This window comes from Methanosarcina sp. 2.H.T.1A.6, assembly GCF_000979455.1.
Classification (GTDB): domain Archaea; phylum Halobacteriota; class Methanosarcinia; order Methanosarcinales; family Methanosarcinaceae; genus Methanosarcina.
The window spans coordinates 104,791-122,129 of sequence record NZ_JJOY01000030.1 but is presented as its reverse complement, the minus strand read 5'-3'; the positions used below and the strand labels follow the sequence as shown (position 1 = coordinate 122,129).

Below are 17,339 nucleotides of genomic sequence, written 5' to 3'. Positions count from 1 at the left end.
CTTTTTCAGGTTTACTGCTTTAGCCTGTGTCCTGGACTTTTTCAACAGCCTCTTCGTTTGCAAATTGTAATCCGTCTTCGGCCATCCAGAGAATACCAATCACCTGGTTTCCGGCATGGGTGAGTCGAGAAATTCTGTAATCATCGAAAGCAGCCAATCGGCGCGTTCCACCAGCGTAACGTGAGTGGTTCCGGGAAGCACCGCGAGCCGGGAGCGTGGAAGACCCGTGAGATCGCCGGGAACGCCGCCTCCAAGCAACAGGAAAATCTCAATTGCGTGCTCGGGACGGACGATGTCGGAATCCCCTATTATGATCAGCGTGGGCGCCTCGATCTTCCGAATCTCATCAGGTGCCCAACCCTTAAATTCCCGCGTAAGTTGCTGCTCTTTGGCAATTAGCACAGGCCAATGTTCCGGATTTGGTGCGATCCTCGCGTAGGCCTTTTGCCACTCCGTTCCATCGAGATCTTCAGGCTTCAGTTTCTCTTCTCCCTGGAGTATTTCGGGGTAAAGCCCATCATTATTGTACGCGACAGAAACAGCCACGAGTTTGCGTACCAGATCCGGGTGCTTGATAGCGATCTGCAGGGCAATGGCTGCTCCCATGCTATATCCGAATAAGTCGGCTTTTTCTATCTTGAGCTGTCTGAGAAGGGCTACTGTATCCTCAGCCATCTGCTCGTAGGTCAATGGACGATCGATATCAGCTGTATGCCCGTGCGCCTGCTGCTCTACCGCGATTACCTGCTGTGTCTTTGAGAAGGATGGCAGAAACTTTCCAAAAGAGGTCTCAATTGTTGTCAAGGCGCCATGAAGTAGAACCAGTGGTCTGCCAGTGCCGTGGATTTCATAATACATATCTATCCCATTAACGGGAACATAGCCGCTTTTGATGCCGTTATTTCTTTCATCGGGCATTCTTTTCATCCTGATGCACTCTCCTTTGTTATTCCGATCCGGTATAAATTTTTTAAGTTTGATTTTTACCCTCCGTTTTTATAATCATTGTTTTATACTACTGCTAATTATTTTTCCCTCAAATCTTAAGCCAATATCAAGCCTTGGTCTCAAGCCACCGAGTGGGAATACCTGAATCTGGCTAACGTTTTTGGGCCCCAGAGGAATGTCACGACCGCAACCACAATTGTGGAAATTGCTCCGGTGATAACCGGATTGTAATGCGACCCGTAGTTTGGAAACAGAAATTCACTGACATTCATCATGTCGTGAAAGAGGACTGCTGCAAACACACTTCTCCCGGTATTGTTATAGAGCCAGAAAATAATGATTCGAAGTGCTACTGTAGAGAGAAATTGTCCTGCTGTCCATCTAAAAGTATGGTGGGCTTGAAAATACCACCCCACGACATGCCACAATGCCCATACCAGCCCCATGATAATGCCAGCCCCCAGTGCGCTCCAACGATACCGCATGGAATCAGCGGCATATCCCATCCAGCCCGCCTCTTCACATACAGCGGGAATAAAGAACAGGACAAAAAATAGCGGTAGCGCCAGAAATGGGATCTGCGGTTCTGGGAGTGGTCGCCCCATCAGGCGCATCGCCCAGTAGGAGAGCAACATAATAACCGGCATCAACAAAACGATGGGCAGATACCAGATCTTTGGTTTGATTTTCTTATAATCGAGGGTTTTCTTAAATAACTGTTTTACTCCGGCAAGACTGTTTTCTCTATACACAAGGATTGAAGCCGCTATTAGCGGGCAAACGAACGAAAGCGCACTCATGGGAAGATTTATCGGAAGTGGAAGCCCCTGTTCAGCCAGTGCGCCAATCAGCCAGAAAGGAATGGAAAGAACAAAAACTAAAAAAAAGAAGTTTACGGGTAATCTCTTAAGTGATTTACCGGTGTTCATGGCCTTTAGTCCCCTGGATCGTAATACATGTCATACATGTTATGTTACTTACATTCAGATATTTGCCTGATTGAATCCCGATCCTTCCTGTTCCTTTGTTATTTCCTGTTACCTTGTTATTACTTACTTTTATGGATTTCTGGGTAAGTTTAATTGCCAGGAAACGCCATATCTGTCGGAAATCCAGGCGAACAATTCACTGAACGGATAGCGATCTAATGTCATGAGTACCTGTCCGTCCTGAGATAACTTCACAAAGAGTTGACTGATTTCTTCTTTTGTTTGACAGTTCACATAGAGTGACATGGCAGGAGTAAACGTAAACTCATGAGTTGCACTGCTATCGATACACATGAACTCCTGCCCGAAAAGCGAGAACGTGGCGTGCATAACTGTTCCTCCAGTGCCCGCTTCATTTGGTTCGTAGCGAGTAATGCTCAGGATTTCCGACTTCTCAAAAAGTGAAGTGTAAAAGTTCATTGCTTCTTCAGCCTGCCCATCAAACATGAGGAGTGTAGTAATTTTTTGCATGATTCTGGCTCCCTCTTATCAGTTTGTGTTTATTCCCCTTTGATTCGTGTTTTACCTGGTCTGTAATTCGTAAAGCTTGTAAGTTATGCTCACCTTACCTTCCCCAGCGCCCATTTAGTTGCAGCAAAGTTCTATACATTAACCGCATCTGAGTGTGAAACCTCGTATTCATTATTGAGGCACAACAGCAATAGCGTCCATTTCTACCAGGAAATCCGGGTTTGCCAATCCCGATACAAAGACCATGGTAATGGCTGGTGGACCAGGTCTTTGACCCCATAATTGCTGGAATGCTTCAAAACCTGGCTGGAGAGGTTGTCCCTGAACTACGTATACGTTCCATTTGACTACATGCTCCAGTTCAGCACCGCCAGCTTGCAGTGCCGTTTGTAGATTGGCTAAAACCTGTTCCGTCTGCTTTTTGATGTCGCCTTTTCCAACAATTGTTCCGGAAGCATCTACTGCGTCCTGCCCCCCGATGTAAATCGTCTTTACCTGGCCGGTCACGACAATTACGTTGGTGAATGCCGGATTTCTGGGTAGACCATTGGGATTTATATGCAAAACCTGTTCTTCTTGCATGTGTTCCTTCACCTTCCCTCATATGTCCTCTTCAGAGCTTCAATATCGTATTTTTTCATCCCATAGATTGCAATAATGACCCTGTTTGATTTTTCAGGATCAGGATCATTCAGCATTTCGTCTACAATGGCAGGTGCAATCTGCCACGACACGCCGTATTTATCTTTAAGCCAGCCGCATTGGCTTTTCTCTCCGCCTTCCGACAGCTTTTCCCAGAGCCAGTCTATTTCCTTCTGGCTCTCGCATCTGACGTACAGCGACATGCCCTCACAGAAATTAAAAAAGTTTCCCCCATTAACCGCTTCAATTTCCTATCCATTGAGCAGGAATCTAACGGTTCTTATGCTGCCTGCAGGTCCGGGTCGAATATCTTCGGGTAAGTACGAAAGAGCTGCAAGTTCTTCTTTGCTATAGCGAGCAGTATTTAGAATCTTTGAATTTTCAAATATGGCAGAAAAGGCCGAGACGTAGAAATTCGCTGCCTCTTCGGCCTGGTCATTGAAGGTCAAACACGGTGCTATTTTTTGAGTACTGGATTTCATAAGGCCTTCCCCAAATCAGGTCTCTTCTTGAAATTTTGCATATTTTAATCCCCCTAAAATTACACAAGTTTTTTCTATTATCAGTCGCTTCTCTGAACTGGAGGACGGAATATTCCTTTTTCAGTTCCATAGCGAAGCAAAACGTTTCCGGATTTGAAACTTCTTGTTTCTAAAAGCTTAAGATTTGATTTTTTGACGTCCTTAAACAGTGGTTTTCCTATTCCCAAAATAACAGGAGTTACAGCAAACAAATATTCATCAATCAACCCTTCAGCAGTAAGTTGCCGTACAATCGTGCCGCTGCCAAATATCAGGATATCAGAACCTTTTTCCTGTTTTAACCTGCTTACCTCTTCTGCGACATTGCCTTTGACCAGTCTGGTATTCTCCCAGGTAACTTCTTTCAAAGTTTTCGAAAAAACCACTTTGGTCATCTGATTTAATTCGTCGGCAATAGCCCGTGCTTCTCTGGGAGCTTCCGGGTCAGCAGCTACCTTTGGCCAGACACTTTCAAACAGCTGATAGGTCACTCTGCCAAGCAAAACCATATCGGGTAAAGCCGCATTGGGTTGCCTCATTTCATGCAACGCTCTGTCAAGTTCGTGGTCCGCTATAAACCAGTCGATTTCTCCGTTAGGCCCGGCAAAAAAGCCGTCAACAGAAACTCGATTAAACATTATAACTTTTCTCACACTCCTTTCCCCATTCTTCCAAAAAAGCTCTCACCCGGGTTTCCCTGGCAGACGATTTATTTTATCCGGGTTCCGACAAAGTCGTATGCTACATTTCCGTGGTTTTCCTTTCCCGGTTAGGTTTCCAGCCTCCGGAGAACTTATTGCCGTCCTCACTGATTCTGCCTGTCATCCTTGCCCCTCCACCGAGATCCGTAGTTATTGTTACGCTTTTGCCCTTAACATTATATCTATATGGAATCGGAGTCCCTGCCAGGTTGGAATAGACAAGCGAAGGGAATGTATCGCTCGCAGGATCGTAGCCGATGAGTTCCAGGCTCTGGATTTTCATGCCCATAAAGTCAGCCTCAAAGCTCTGTTTTAGAAAGAATCGGCCCGGTAGCCACTCAAAAGTAGTCCGCCCAGATATGTTATCGACCTTAGAGTCTAGCGTATGACCTTTTATACTCCACGTGCCGACAAATCCTTCCAGGCGCTTGAGTGCAGGATCAGGCTCAGGTTGCTGTTGTAGTTGCGTATTGTTGTCTGAAATAATCATTCCTCCTTCTTTCATTTACTACTGTGCTCCGAAAATTATGAGTTCGTGATCTGCTGACCTGTTAATGAATTTATTTTTTTTCCTTTTTTCTCCTTAGTTTCCTGGTTTGTTCAGGCAACCTGCAAGTTCATACTCGTTCGACCTCGGGAACGGACTCGTCGAGGAATTTTGTTACGAAGGCGGCAAGTGAGGGGGAAGATAAGATGGTATAATGAGTCGTACCCGGCAGAATCGCAAGCTGTGCTATTGGTCGGTAGGAACCATCCATACCGGCATCCCGCTGTCCGCCGCCAAATAGCGCGAAGAACCCCATTACGTGTGCCATACTTACAGCATCCGCATCCGCGAAGACGATCATCGTGGGGGACTTAATAGCAGCCACGTCTTTCGACCAATCATAGTCCTTCCCGAGCAGGTCTCCAAGCTTGGTGAAGAGCACTTCCCAGTCGGTTTCGGGATAGAGCTGATAGAGCGAACTCTGCTTTATGGCTTTCACAGTCTCCGAGCCCATCGATTCCATACCTTCCAGAACCTCGGGGTACCATCCATCCCGTTTGACTGGAGCTGAAATTACCACGAGCTTGCGGACCAGATCCGGATGTCTGATGACGGTCTGCAGGGCAACGCCAGCGCCAAGCGAGTAGCCCATGATATCGGCTTTTTCGCTCTCCAGGTGCTTCACCAGCTCTGCAATGTCATCGGCCATTAACTCAAAACTTAGAGGTCGATCGATATCGGCTGTTCTCCCATGAGCCTGTAAATGGGCTGCAATGACCTGCCTGTTTTCAGAAAGTTTCGGCAGAATCGGGCCGAACATTTCGCTCGCACCGACGCCGCCATGAAGCAGGATTAGTGGGCTGCCGGTTCCGTGCAGTTCGTAGTACATATTGAGACCGTTAATGGAGGCGTAACTGCCTACAGTCTCCCTTTCATTGGTCGTACTCTTTGTCATGATGAATTCTCCAAAAAGGATTTTTTTCGCAAACAAGCGCTTCTCTAATAATTGTCAATCCCCCGTTTATATCACCGGTTATCGAGCCCGATATATCTTGATGAGGTTCCCTCACATGTCATCAAATATGGCATGTGTTCCAGGTCCCTTTCCTGTGGGCTCCGTATGAAACGCCACATCTGGTTTCTTTATTCTTTCACACTCTTGTCGCAGGCTGGGGAAGAATCCAATTAGGCTTCACTTCAACCGGGAAGTGCCATCAGGTCTCATCAAGTGCGGAATCACTTCCCTATTACTCGGGAGCATCCGGGACCGGGACCCCGAACCGGGAAAACCCTGCCTGGGGTTCGTGCACGACCACTGTCCCACTGCCCAACATCTGGGCCTTGAGTCGCATCCTCTCCAGCAGATCGGGACTTGGCTTACCGTATATGTCGACCCCTGACATCCTGATGAACTCCACAAACTTCGGAAAAGCGGAACCTGCCACCTTCATATGGAACTCTGCCGATGCGGAGTCAGGGTGAACCTGGAAAACTGTCATCCGGGTACCGTCCTCGTTGAGGTATATGTTGTGGGCGATCATACGGGGCTCGTTCACCGCGACAAACTCGACTAACTCATTCATGGCTGTTTTGAGTTCCTCGAGCTTTCCCTTGCGGACCTCAGAGTAGTCTACGATGACAATAGGCTTGGACGTGCTACCGCTCATTTTGCCGGATTCACGTTCTTTTATATCCATGTGCTGACCAGTATATTTTGGTCCCTCAAGCACTTTTTCGGCTTGAGCCGCCTCTGTGGACAAGTTCCTATCTTCCACCATGATTTCTCCTTTTTGATCCGTTCCTGATTTGGGCTATCTAGTCTAATTATGTACTAATTTTTGCTAAATATTATTATAGTCAGAAACTTTTATTTCAGATCCATATCTTTACTTTTTCAGTTTTTCCAAAAGTTCTTCAAGTCGATCGTAAGAATCATTGACGCCTTCTTCCATTCCAGATTGGAGCATTCCATCACGATCCTCAATGGTCTGGAAGACAGATTGAGATGTTAGTTTTGTCCTGTTACCCGGTAATGCTTCAAATCTCGCGGTTTCAAAAACAACATGTCCTTTTTCCGGAAGCCCTTCAAACTCAAAAGTGCTGATGATTCTCTCAGGTGCTGTGACCTCATGATTTACTCCATGAAACGCATACTTGTTGCCCTCTTGATCTTTCTGGATATACCGCCAGGACCCGCCGCTTTTCGGTTCAAATGTCTCCAGATTCATTGTAAAGCTTCGAGGTCCAAGCCACTGACTGTAAAGCTTCGGATCTGTGAAGGCTTTAAAAACGAGCTCTCTTGGAGCATCAAACTCCCGCGTAATGATGATCTCCTGTTTTCCTGGTTCTGCAGCAATCTTGGTAGGATTATCTGTTGTCATGTACCGATACCTCTTTATCAAAACTCATTCCTTAGTTCGTCGCCGGAACCATCTTACTCTACTCTCCTGTAAAAAAGAACCAGTCATGACGAGCTTTTCCAGCGGAGCGATTTTGTGATAGGCGCCTGCGGATCAGTAATTGTTATCCTCTTGAGATCATGTAATTAAGATAAACGCCATTAAACAAGATCTCTTCTGGAAACAGGAAGCTTGAAGCCTTTTTATGTGAAGCTTCTTTTACCCTCAAGCGCTTCACACATTAGAGTCAGTCCATGCTTTCCACATGAGTCCTCATGATACATTGAAAGACCAGAACTAAGTGTTATTTTTAGTAAAATCAGGATCCATGTATGAAAACTTAAGTATCCCTTTCAGGTCATCCGATAAAGGTCGTCTGATAATACGTTATATGGCCTACTCTGTATCCTATCCCCCTTATAATTATAAACAGCGTCCTACAAAAAAGCTACTATACTGGGGAAAGGAAGTACCTTGAAGAGATTAAATGAAACGTTTTTTGTCCGGGGCTTTTACAGGCTATTGTTTTCAGTCTGTGTCCCTGACTTTTTCCACGACTTTCTTGTTATACGAATTTACTATGTCACTCCGGGTGATGAGGCCGAGAAGTTTTGTTTTGTCCAGGCGGTCCACAACGGGGAGCCTGCCGATTTGCTTTGAGGCAAGGCGTCTGAGGACGGCTTCAAGGGTTTCGTCGGGGTAGGCGACTTCCACATCGCGAGTGGCAACATCCCCTATCTTTTTGTCGACTTCTCCGTACTTTACTTTGCTCCGGAGGTCAGAGAGTGTCACTATCCCTGAAAGTTTGCCTTTTGAATCAAGGACTGGAAAACCGGCGTGGCGGCTTGCCTGCATGAGGGCTATAAGGATACCTACATTCTTTTCTTCGGAGACGGTCTGGACATGTGTGACCATGGCATCTTTTACAAGCATGGAAACCATGATATCCACTTCCCGGCCTTTTCGGATCTTGAATCCTTTCCTGCGGAGCCCCTCCGTGAAAATGGACTCCGGATACAGGGCATTGGACATCACGTTGCTAAGCACACAGGCAAACATGAGAGGGAGGATGAGACTGTAATCCCTTGTGATCTCAAAAAGGATCAGGATGGCAGTAAGGGGAGCCCGGGCAGTCCCGGCAAAGACCGCGCCCATCCCAACCATAGCATAGGCCCCTGACTCTGCCGTCATCCCCGGAAAAAACAGGTTTGCGGCTGTCCCGAAGGCTCCCCCTAACATTGCACCTGTGAAAAGGGAGGGGACAATCGTCCCACCCGATCCTCCGGAGCCCAGGCTCAGGGAAAAGGCGAGGATCTTCAGAAAGAGCAGGATCAGCAGGATATTGAAAGTAAACTGGTTGTTCAGGGCGTCCATAATCACATCATAGCCCATCCCCAGGACACGGGGGTAAAAAAGGCCGATTACACCTACTGCAAGCCCTCCCAGGGCAGGCTTGAAGACGGGATGGAGGGGGATTCCCGAGAAAAGATCTTTTGTGTAGTAAAGCGTCCGGATCAGGATTGTAGAGACGAGCCCTGCAAGGAGTCCGAGGACAAGGTAGAGCCCTAATTCTTTGTAGGGGCTGACCAGCTGGTAGGGAGATATCTGGATAGGTTTTATCCCGAAAACAGTGCTCGAGACAAGGGTTGCAAAGACTGAAGAGATAACTATCGGAATAAAGGTCTTGGTTTCAAGTTCCCCGTAAATTACCTCTACTACAAAGACCACACCTGCAAGCGGGGCGCTGAATGCAGCTGCAATCCCGCCGGCAGCCCCGCAGCCGAGAAGGATCTGGAGCTGCCTTTCCGGGCTTTTCAGGATTCTCCCCACAAGAGCGCCTGTCCCGGCTCCGGCAAGGACTCCCGGGGCTTCCTTTCCCAGGGCACCTCCCGAACTGATAGTGATTATTGAGGTAAAGACCTCCAGAAAAGCATCCTTGAGCTTTATCCTTGCTCCGCGGAGGGTTACGGTTTCTATAAGCCCTTCAACACCGTATTTCTGTTTTATCAGGAAGTGGGTGATTAACCCCACTAGCAGCCCTCCAAGGGCAGGCGTGAGTATTACATAATAGAATGGAAGCTCGTGTAATGAGTATCCCTGCTGCATTCCAAAAAAAACGTTACTGTATTGGAGAATGCGGTCATAAACTCCTATTACGAGCCCTGTCAGGAGCCCGATTATAATGGCAATTGAGTTGACCCTGGTAGTTTCGGTGTCAAACCGGCTGATGTACTCCGTTAGCCTGGGGTATTCTTTGATGCTATGGAATCTGAATCTGGACTCTGGATCAACTTCCAAATGTTCGCGCCTCTTGGGGACTTTTTTTATGTGTCAAATATTTCCCTGAAATCTTCTTAAGCACAAAATAAATATTCGGATCTTCGGGTTTTATTCTGTTTGAAAGACCTTTGTTGTCCAAAGATTTCGAGCATTTATTTAAATGTATGTTTTCAAAATATTGCCCCAAGAGAGATCCAATCTTTTATTCAGGGAAATTTCATACTTTTCTTTTTATCTGACTTATTTTTTTAAATATGTTGCGGTTATTTCTTTTATTTTTTATAGATAAGTTCCAGGACATCACAGAGCTTTTTTGCAGTTTCGGAAACGGTTTGCATCCCGATGGTATCCTCTTCTGCCGGGTTCCACGTAATTCCGCCGAAGTGGGCATTATCGCCGACCACAATCATCCCGTGAATATGCATCCAGTCGTGGATGGCCTGAATGGTCTTTTCCTGTCCTCCGTTTCTTGAGCCTCCAACTGAGAGAGCTGCCCCGACTTTATTTTTGAGTGCAAAGTTTTTGCGGCGAAGCAGGACACTCCTGTCAAAAAGGGCTTTGAGCTGAGCAGGATAATTTCCCATATATACGGGAGCTGCAACAATTATACCGTCTGCAACTCTCATTTTTTCATAAATTTCTTCCATACTGTCATCAATCACACAGAAATCATTATCTCTGCAAGCCCCGCACGCTTTGCAGGGGGCAACTTCCTCGTTTGAGATAAAAACGGTATCGGTTTCAAAACCCCTTTCTTTTGCAACTTCGAGGGCAGCTACAATCATTTTCTCACAGTTCTGGCCCTTTCGAGGGCTGCCTGAAATTCCTATAATTTTCATTGTAATCATTCCGGAATTCTTTTATATTAATTTGTCACTTATATTCAGTACTAATTGTTTTAAGTTACCTTACCTTTGCCGTAAAAATTATTTATATCTTCATATATTTTCAGGATAAATATTTACGTACTGATATATGTCTACAACCAAAAATATATATTTTTGATTTTTATATATCTCTCTATGCATTTTACGTAAATTTATATATCAAGACCCAGCTAACTTAAACTACTCCAATTATATAGGAGGTTGGTCGATTGGTAACATTTTTAGAAAAGATTAGTGAAAGAGCAAAGAAACTTAACAAGACAATCGCTTTACCTGAAACTGAAGATATCAGAACCCTCCAGGCAGCTGCCAAGATCCTTGAAAGAGGTATTGCAAAAGTTGTCCTTGTCGGTAATGAGGCCGATATTAAGGCGCTCGCAGGAGATCTGGATCTCTCAAAAGCAAAAATTGTAGATCCTAAAACCTATGAGAAAAGAGATGAATACATTAACACTTTCTACGAGTTGAGAAAGCACAAAGGCGTCACACTCGAAAGTGCAGCCGAAATTATTAGCGATTACGTTTACTTCGCTGTTATGATGGCCAAACTCGGGGAAGTAGACGGAGTAGTATCAGGCGCTGCCCACTCTTCTTCAGACACCCTCAGACCTGCTGTCCAGATCGTGAAAACAGCCAAGGGTGCAGCTCTTGCATCCGCTTTCTTCATAATCTCTGTGCCTGACTGTGAATATGGGTCCGACGGTACATTCCTTTTCGCTGACTCGGGCATGGTTGAAATGCCGAGTGTAGAAGACGTTGCAAACATTGCAGTTATTTCCGCAAAGACCTTCGAATTGCTGGTTCAGGACGTTCCAAAGGTTGCAATGCTCTCCTACTCCACCAAGGGAAGCGCCAAGAGCCCGCTGACTGAGGCGACAATAGCCGCTACAAAGCGTGCACAGGAACTTGCTCCTGACATCGCAATCGATGGTGAACTCCAGGTAGACGCAGCAATTGTTCCGAAAGTTGCCGCTTCAAAGGCTCCCGGAAGCCCTGTTGCAGGAAAGGCTAATGTCTTTATCTTCCCTGACCTGAACTGCGGAAACATAGCATACAAGATTGCTCAGAGACTTGCCAAAGCTGAAGCCTATGGCCCTATCACCCAGGGACTGGCAAAGCCAATTAATGACCTTTCCAGGGGCTGCAGTGACGAAGATATTGTCGGTGCCGTTGCAATTACCTGTGTCCAGGCTGCAGCGCAGGACAAATAATCGGAAACGTTTCGGAAACGTTTCGGAAGCGTTTTATTAACTTTCATATATAGTATTATTCTATCCGGAAACTCTAAATGTGATTGGAAATCAATGGATTGAACTGGGGTTTACACATGAAAGTACTGGTTATAAACGCAGGGAGTTCGTCTCTCAAATATCAATTAATTGATATGAAGAATGAGTCCGCTCTTGCAGTAGGTCTTTGCGAGAGGATAGGCATTGACAACTCGATCATTACCCAGAAGAGGTTTGACGGCAAGAAGCTGGAAAAACAAACCGACCTCCCTACCCACAAGACCGCCCTTGAGGAAGTAGTCAAGGCTCTTACCGACTCTGAATTCGGTGTCATCAAAGGCATGGACGAAATCAATGCAGTCGGGCACAGGGTTGTTCACGGTGGGGAAAAGTTCACAACTTCGGCTTTGATCGACGAGGGTGTAGAAAAGGCAATCAAGGATTGCTTCGAACTGGCTCCTCTCCACAACCCTCCAAACATGATGGGAATTTCTGCCTGTCAGGAGATCATGCCCAGCACCCCGATGGTTGCCGTCTTTGATACAGCATTCCACCAGACAATGCCGGCATATGCCTACATGTATGCTCTCCCGTACGAACTGTACGAGAAGCATGGGGTCAGGAAATATGGCTTCCACGGTACCTCCCACAAGTACGTTGCCGAAAGAGCTGCCCTTATGCTCGGAAAGCCTGCAGAAGAAACCAAGATCATCACCTGCCACCTTGGAAACGGCTCAAGCATTACGGCTGTAGAAGGAGGAAAATCTGTTGAAACCAGCATGGGCTTTACTCCTCTCGAAGGGCTCGCAATGGGTACCAGGTGCGGTTCGATTGACCCGGCAGTAGTTCCCTTCATTATGGAAAAAGAAGGCCTGACAACCAGGGAAATCGATACTCTTATGAACAAGAAGTCAGGTGTGCTTGGAGTTTCCGGGCTCAGCAACGACTTCAGAGACCTCGATGAAGCAGCTTCCCAGGGTAACAGGAGAGCTGAACTTGCCCTTGAAATTTTTGCATACAAGGTCAAGAAGTTCATCGGTGAATATTCAGCTGTGCTCAACGGTGCAGATGCAGTTGTCTTCACAGCAGGCATAGGAGAAAACAGTGCAAGCATCAGGAAGAGAATCCTCTCCGGCCTGGATGGTATTGGCATAACGCTCGATGAGGAAAAGAACAAAATCAGAGGCCAGGAAATCGATATCAGTACTCCGGATGCAACAGTAAGGGTCTTTGTTATCCCGACCAATGAAGAACTTGCAATTGCAAGGGAAACAAAGGAAATCTGTGAGACCGAAGTGAAGTTACGCAGCTCAGTACCTATTTGATGGTAAAGGGAAATTTTCCTTTTCCTTTTCCTTTTATTCTGTTTCTGTTTCTGTTTCTGTTTCTGTTTCTGTTTCTGTTTCTGTTTCTGTTTCTGTTTATACAGGTCGAAAAAACGTTTTCAGCCTTAAAACAGGAACTCAAAATTTTATCACATATTTGCAAAATTAATACTCTCAAAGAATAACTGTCCTGAAGATGTCATATGATTATGAAGCAGGTAGATCTCATCTCTCCTGAGCCCGGGACAGACAGGGCTACAGCAGCTGGAATTCTTGAGGGTGCCAGAGAAAAAGGTCAGCATACACTGGGCATTGAATCCTTCGGCATCCTGAAAGCTTATGGCATCTCTACAGTGAAAACCGTTTTTGTACAGACTGAAGAGGAAGCCATTAAAGCTGCAGAGGAGATAGGTTATCCTCTTGTAATGAAGGTCATCTCTCCGCAGATTTCCCATAAATCTGATGTTGGAGGGATCAGGCTCTCCCTGCAAAACGGAGATGATGTGAGGGTTGCCTACCGGGAAATGATTGAAAGCATCCCGAAGAAAAGGCCGGATGCATTTCTTGAAGGAGTCCAGCTGCAGCAAATGCTCTCCGGAGGAAAAGAAGTAATTATCGGGATGATCCGCGATCCGACCTTTGGACCCATGTTGATGTTCGGGCTTGGCGGCGTTTATGTGGAAATCCTCAAGGACGTAAGGTTTGCCATTGCCCCGGTGAATGAAGATGAAGCCAGGGAGATGGTCACCGAAATCAAAACCTACTCTCTCCTTACCGGAGCCCGGGGCGCAAAGCCTTCGGATATTGATGCTCTGGTAGATACCATTTTAAGAGTTTCAAGGCTTGTCTGCGATTTTCCGGAAATCGAGGAATTTGAGATTAACCCCCTGATGGTTTTGGAAGAGGGAAAGGGAGCCGTGGCTGTGGACATGAGGCTTAAGTTGAAGAAAAACTAACACTTTGAAGGAAAAATTCTACTTTGAAATAAACTGGTAGTTTGAAGAAAAAAAGATTGAATTGATTACTTTTTTCAGGAGCAGTCTGTTTTCTCTTTCTTTTCTTCTTAATCTCTCCATAACATGCCTGTTTTTCGGCTCTATTCATTTACCTGTATTTTCATCTGGCCTATTTGCCTGGTTCTTTGCCCCATTCATTTACTATTTCAGCCTATTCTCTGTCCCCTGCACGGCAGATCCTCTTATTTTTTATATGCCATCTCAAATTAATTTTCGTTATCATCTGCCGGTGGTTTCAGAATTATGAGACGTCTCGGGTTCAGGTCAAACTAAAATTATAACATTTGTTTCGTACATAGTGAAGGTAGTAAATGAGGTGGTAGTATGACCCGGGAACGGAAAAGATTCATGCTGGCTGTGGGTATCCTGCTTCTTTCGAGCACTGTCGCCATCAATCTCCTGCTTGAAGACTCACCGGTGGTGATCCAGCTGGAAGGGGACACTTTCAAGGTTGTGGATATTCCGTATGTATATACTGTAAAAGAAGCATATATTCTCCTTTTTTCCGGATTTTTGGGAGGGCTGGCGCTGGCTCAGGTTCTGCCGTCCCTGGGGGTTCAGACCTCTGTTTTTTCCGTAATGGACTCTGCAGCACAGGTAAAATCTCTCAATATCACAGCGGAGGAAGCACCGGAGAAGATTTTAGAAGTCTCCCTTGAGAATGCCCCGTGTGAAGAATTCCAGCCTGCCAGGACTAACATTGACCCTACGGATGTTCTTTTGCGGGCCCTTGAAGGAGATGAAAGGAAAGCTGTTGAACTGATTGCAGCAAAAGGAGGAAGGATTCTCCAGAATGAGCTTGTGAATTCCCTTGATTTTTCCAAAGCCAAGGTCTCCAGGGTCCTTATGAACCTGGAACGGAGGGGCATAATTATAAAGAAAAAGTACGGGCTTACCAATTGCATTTCGATTGCTGATGAGCTTAAGGATAATGCCGGAATGAAGGAAAAAGGGAAGGAGGGGGAATAAAGTGAGGAAAAACACCTTGATTTATGCTTCAGTTACCTTCCTTATACTGTTATTGGGAATTTTCTGGTATTACGGAACAGGGCCTGATGTGAAAATTGTTGATATGCATGCTCCCCCCGTTGGGGTCAGGGAGTCCGGGCAGCTGGACATGGTGCTTCAGAACAATGGCTCAAAACCTGTGGACGTGTGGCTCGAGGTCGAGAATGCTTTTGTGGACAAAAACGGAGATGCACGTTCTACATCAAGGCTGATTATTTCCAGTGATTCTGAAAATCCATGGGATGTTGAATTAGTTTCGCTCCAGAAGCCGATTCATCTTCTTCCGGGAAACAACTCAGTCAGCGTGTGGCTAGGATATGAGCTTTCAGGGGAATACCCGGTAAACGTAAAGGTTGTCGAGAACAGCAGGATTCTGGATGAAGGAACCTGCCTTGTACAGATCCCGATGCCTGAACTTCACCTCAAGCTGGAATATGAAATGGAAAGCAGAAATAATTCTGATATTTACAGGATCTACGGCTATCTTATTAACAACGGATCAGGATCGGCAAGAGATGTATCAACGAACCTGACAGTGACAGATGAACAAACAGGAAAGACGGTGCTCACATCTTCCGTTATTCATTACGTGAGAAGTCAGGATAAAACAGCCCTGTGGACCTGGCCTGATTATCCCTATGCAATTGTGGAACTTGCACATGGAGATCCTTCAGGTGAGTCCTATATGCCTGTTCAGAATGTAGTAATTGGAACCGGTGGTGATCAATTCCTGATTAATGTGACTTCAACGTGGCAGGATCAGGTGGTTTCTGCTGAATTGCTGATACCTTCTGAGGAGGGGAGCAGGTGATGCATATGACAAAGCGATATGAACTTTTCAGTTGCCGGTATGCAAAATTTTTTATTCTCTTGCTTTTGTTTTCAGGAATCTGTTCCGGTTGCCTTGGTCATGACCCTCTTGAGGCAAGGGTAGAGAAACTGGTCAAGAGTCTCGGGGATGAAGATCAGAACATCAGTTCTGCTTCATCTTATGCACTTGTTGATATCGGGGAGCCTGCAGTGAACTCTTTAATAAAAGCTCTAAAAGATGATGATCCCCAGGTGCGAAGCCTTGCTGCTTATGCCCTTGGGGAAATCGGAGATCAAAAAGCTGCAGCCCCTCTGATTGAAGTTCTGGACGACCCTTCTCCTGAGGTTCGCATGCGTGCAGCTTCTTCACTCGGCTGGCTTAGGGCTTCCGAAGCTGTCGGGCCTCTTATTGGGCTCCTAAAGGATGAAAATGAAACGGTAGTTCTTAGTGCAGTGTGTGCTCTTGGAGCATTGAAGGATCCAAGGGCAGTTGAACCTCTTCTTGAAGTTCTCAACAATGATGATTACACTGTTCACATTAGTGATGATTACACTATGCACATGGACGTTATACTTGCTTTAACAGATATCGGAGATCCCAGGGCAGTTGATCCCCTTCTGGATCTTTTGGATGACACATACGTTGGATCCAGGGCAGCTAATGCCCTTGGCCACTTTGAAAGTGAAGAGGTTTTTGGAAAACTTACTAAATTTCTGCGCAGTAGTAACCCCACAACTCGGGTAAACGCTGTAAAGGTGTGTTATGGTCTCCAGGACCCTGCTTCTATCCCTTACCTGATTGAAATGCTGGATGATAAGGCTCCAGATGTAAGAAAAGAGGCCGCTTATGCCCTGATCTATTTTATAGAACCAGAAGAAGTTGCTCAAACAGAGTTACCTCTTATCGATGCTCTTGGGGACAGAGATCCCGAGGTACAGGAAGTCGCTGCTCGTTCTCTTGGAAGGATTGAGAGTAAAGATTCGATTCCTTATCTTAAGGAGCTACTTCAAGCCAAAAACCAGAATGTCCAGATTGCGGCCGTTGCAGCTCTGGGAAATATTGGAGATCCCGAAGCTGTGGATTCTCTTACTGCCATTCTTGGGGATGATTCATGGCTGGTGAGGAAGGGTATTGTAGATTCCCTTGTGAAAATCGGAGATCCTCGAGCTATTGATCCTCTTATTTCTTCTCTCGGAGATGAAAACTATAGAGTAAGGCAAAGTGCTGCAGACGGTCTGGGACAACTTGGAGATCAGAGGGCCGTTGAACCTCTCCTCAAAGCTCTGGAAACTGAAAGGGAAAGGGAGGTTCGGGTTGCGGAAGTCCGGGCTCTCGGGGAACTTGGAGGGCCTGAAGCTATCGAAGGTTTGCGCCGGATCAGCACCGATATGGAAGAATACGGGTACGTCAGGAATGCTGCGGAGGAGTTACTCATAAAAATAGAGGAAGGTGGGGAGGCGAATGTCTCCTCTACTTCTTGATTTGATTGTTTGAATTATGAATATATGAATAACACGAAGCAAGTTTCGGAGCGAAATCATTTCTAGATAAAATCAATCCCAAAAATACCTCAAATACACATCAAATACACATCAAATACCATTGAATATAAAGAAAAAGGCAAA

Annotated in this window: 17 protein-coding genes and 1 pseudogene; 6 read left to right on the top strand and 12 right to left on the bottom strand. The window is 45.9% G+C overall.

All coding sequences use genetic code 11. From position 1 onward, the window contains the following. Positions 1-99 precede the first annotated feature (99 nt). From EO98_RS08290 to EO98_RS08235, 12 genes and pseudogenes are all read right to left on the bottom strand, one after another. On the bottom strand, positions 100-927 hold the full coding sequence (locus tag EO98_RS08290; RefSeq protein WP_048138398.1) for an alpha/beta fold hydrolase: 828 nt from the start codon (positions 925-927) through the stop codon (positions 100-102). 140 nt (positions 928-1,067) lie between these two features. Beyond that, positions 1,068-1,877, bottom strand: a complete 810-nt coding sequence (locus EO98_RS08285) for a CPBP family intramembrane glutamic endopeptidase (RefSeq protein ID WP_048138396.1) — start codon at positions 1,875-1,877, stop codon at positions 1,068-1,070. A gap of 129 nt (positions 1,878-2,006) precedes the next feature. Next, a complete protein-coding gene (locus EO98_RS08280) occupies positions 2,007-2,408 on the bottom strand; it encodes a VOC family protein (protein ID WP_048138394.1) in 402 nt (133 codons plus the stop codon). Positions 2,409-2,579: 171 nt separating this feature from the next. After that, positions 2,580-2,990 carry a RidA family protein gene (locus EO98_RS08275; protein ID WP_048138393.1) on the bottom strand — a complete coding sequence of 137 codons (411 nt, stop codon included), beginning with the start codon at positions 2,988-2,990 and terminating at the stop codon, positions 2,580-2,582. An 8-nt stretch (positions 2,991-2,998) separates the two neighbouring features. Beyond that, positions 2,999-3,532, bottom strand: a pseudogene (locus EO98_RS08270) (VOC family protein). Between the two features lie 80 nt (positions 3,533-3,612). Further along, complete coding sequence (locus tag EO98_RS08265) at positions 3,613-4,224, bottom strand: dihydrofolate reductase family protein (RefSeq protein WP_048138391.1); 612 nt, start codon at positions 4,222-4,224, stop codon at positions 3,613-3,615. An 88-nt stretch (positions 4,225-4,312) separates the two neighbouring features. Further along, on the bottom strand, positions 4,313-4,762 hold the full coding sequence (locus tag EO98_RS08260; protein ID WP_082098549.1) for a DUF1579 family protein: 450 nt from the start codon (positions 4,760-4,762) through the stop codon (positions 4,313-4,315). A 127-nt stretch (positions 4,763-4,889) separates the two neighbouring features. Then, positions 4,890-5,714 (bottom strand): alpha/beta fold hydrolase, encoded by an 825-nt coding sequence (locus EO98_RS08255; RefSeq protein ID WP_048138463.1) that lies wholly within the window; start codon positions 5,712-5,714, stop codon positions 4,890-4,892. Positions 5,715-6,006: 292 nt separating this feature from the next. Continuing rightward, positions 6,007-6,537: a hypothetical protein gene (locus EO98_RS08250; protein WP_200895235.1), complete on the bottom strand. Its 531-nt coding sequence runs from the start codon at positions 6,535-6,537 to the stop codon at positions 6,007-6,009. A 108-nt stretch (positions 6,538-6,645) separates the two neighbouring features. Further along, on the bottom strand, positions 6,646-7,140 hold the full coding sequence (locus EO98_RS08245) for an SRPBCC family protein (protein WP_156161073.1): 495 nt from the start codon (positions 7,138-7,140) through the stop codon (positions 6,646-6,648). A 546-nt stretch (positions 7,141-7,686) separates the two neighbouring features. Further along, complete coding sequence (locus tag EO98_RS08240; RefSeq protein ID WP_048138385.1) at positions 7,687-9,456, bottom strand: chloride channel protein; 1,770 nt, start codon at positions 9,454-9,456, stop codon at positions 7,687-7,689. A 254-nt stretch (positions 9,457-9,710) separates the two neighbouring features. Continuing rightward, positions 9,711-10,277: a flavodoxin family protein gene (locus tag EO98_RS08235; RefSeq protein WP_048138384.1), complete on the bottom strand. Its 567-nt coding sequence runs from the start codon at positions 10,275-10,277 to the stop codon at positions 9,711-9,713. Positions 10,278-10,534: 257 nt separating this feature from the next. On the opposite strand from EO98_RS08235, the gene pta reads away from it, so the two are divergent. The 6 genes from pta (at position 10,535) to EO98_RS08205 (ending at position 17,195) form a co-directional block, all read left to right on the top strand. After that, positions 10,535-11,536: a phosphate acetyltransferase gene (gene pta / locus EO98_RS08230; protein WP_048138382.1), complete on the top strand. Its 1,002-nt coding sequence runs from the start codon at positions 10,535-10,537 to the stop codon at positions 11,534-11,536. Between the two features lie 116 nt (positions 11,537-11,652). Then, positions 11,653-12,879, top strand: coding sequence for an acetate kinase (locus EO98_RS08225; protein ID WP_048138380.1), 1,227 nt, complete (start codon positions 11,653-11,655; stop codon positions 12,877-12,879). Between the two features lie 209 nt (positions 12,880-13,088). After that, a complete protein-coding gene (locus EO98_RS08220; RefSeq protein WP_235283490.1) occupies positions 13,089-13,835 on the top strand; it encodes an acetate--CoA ligase family protein in 747 nt (248 codons plus the stop codon). Positions 13,836-14,219: 384 nt separating this feature from the next. Further along, positions 14,220-14,864, top strand: a complete 645-nt coding sequence (locus EO98_RS08215) for a hypothetical protein (RefSeq protein WP_235283489.1) — start codon at positions 14,220-14,222, stop codon at positions 14,862-14,864. 1 nt (position 14,865) lies between these two features. Further along, positions 14,866-15,714 carry a hypothetical protein gene (locus tag EO98_RS08210; RefSeq protein WP_156161072.1) on the top strand — a complete coding sequence of 283 codons (849 nt, stop codon included), beginning with the start codon at positions 14,866-14,868 and terminating at the stop codon, positions 15,712-15,714. Continuing rightward, complete coding sequence (locus EO98_RS08205) at positions 15,714-17,195, top strand: HEAT repeat domain-containing protein (RefSeq protein WP_156161071.1); 1,482 nt, start codon at positions 15,714-15,716, stop codon at positions 17,193-17,195. The genes EO98_RS08210 and EO98_RS08205 overlap by 1 nt, the downstream gene beginning before the upstream one ends. The last annotated feature ends 144 nt before the right edge of the window (positions 17,196-17,339 follow it).

Bases quoted from the DNA above. Each gene is read 5' to 3' on its own strand.
- EO98_RS08215 (WP_235283489.1), top strand. From the start codon at position 14,220: ATGACCCGGGAACGGAAAAGATTCATGCTGGCTGTGGGTATCCTGCTT.
- EO98_RS08290 (WP_048138398.1), bottom strand. From the start codon at position 927: ATGAAAAGAATGCCCGATGAAAGAAATAACGGCATCAAAAGCGGCTAT.
- EO98_RS08280 (WP_048138394.1), bottom strand. From the start codon at position 2,408: ATGCAAAAAATTACTACACTCCTCATGTTTGATGGGCAGGCTGAAGAA.
- EO98_RS08255 (WP_048138463.1), bottom strand. From the start codon at position 5,714: ATGACAAAGAGTACGACCAATGAAAGGGAGACTGTAGGCAGTTACGCC.
- EO98_RS08275 (WP_048138393.1), bottom strand. From the start codon at position 2,990: ATGCAAGAAGAACAGGTTTTGCATATAAATCCCAATGGTCTACCCAGA.
- EO98_RS08220 (WP_235283490.1), top strand. From the start codon at position 13,089: ATGAAGCAGGTAGATCTCATCTCTCCTGAGCCCGGGACAGACAGGGCT.
- EO98_RS08285 (WP_048138396.1), bottom strand. From the start codon at position 1,877: ATGAACACCGGTAAATCACTTAAGAGATTACCCGTAAACTTCTTTTTT.
- EO98_RS08245 (WP_156161073.1), bottom strand. From the start codon at position 7,140: ATGACAACAGATAATCCTACCAAGATTGCTGCAGAACCAGGAAAACAG.
- EO98_RS08260 (WP_082098549.1), bottom strand. From the start codon at position 4,762: ATGATTATTTCAGACAACAATACGCAACTACAACAGCAACCTGAGCCT.
- EO98_RS08250 (WP_200895235.1), bottom strand. From the start codon at position 6,537: ATGGTGGAAGATAGGAACTTGTCCACAGAGGCGGCTCAAGCCGAAAAA.
- EO98_RS08205 (WP_156161071.1), top strand. From the start codon at position 15,714: ATGCATATGACAAAGCGATATGAACTTTTCAGTTGCCGGTATGCAAAA.
- EO98_RS08225 (WP_048138380.1), top strand. From the start codon at position 11,653: ATGAAAGTACTGGTTATAAACGCAGGGAGTTCGTCTCTCAAATATCAA.
- EO98_RS08235 (WP_048138384.1), bottom strand. From the start codon at position 10,277: ATGAAAATTATAGGAATTTCAGGCAGCCCTCGAAAGGGCCAGAACTGT.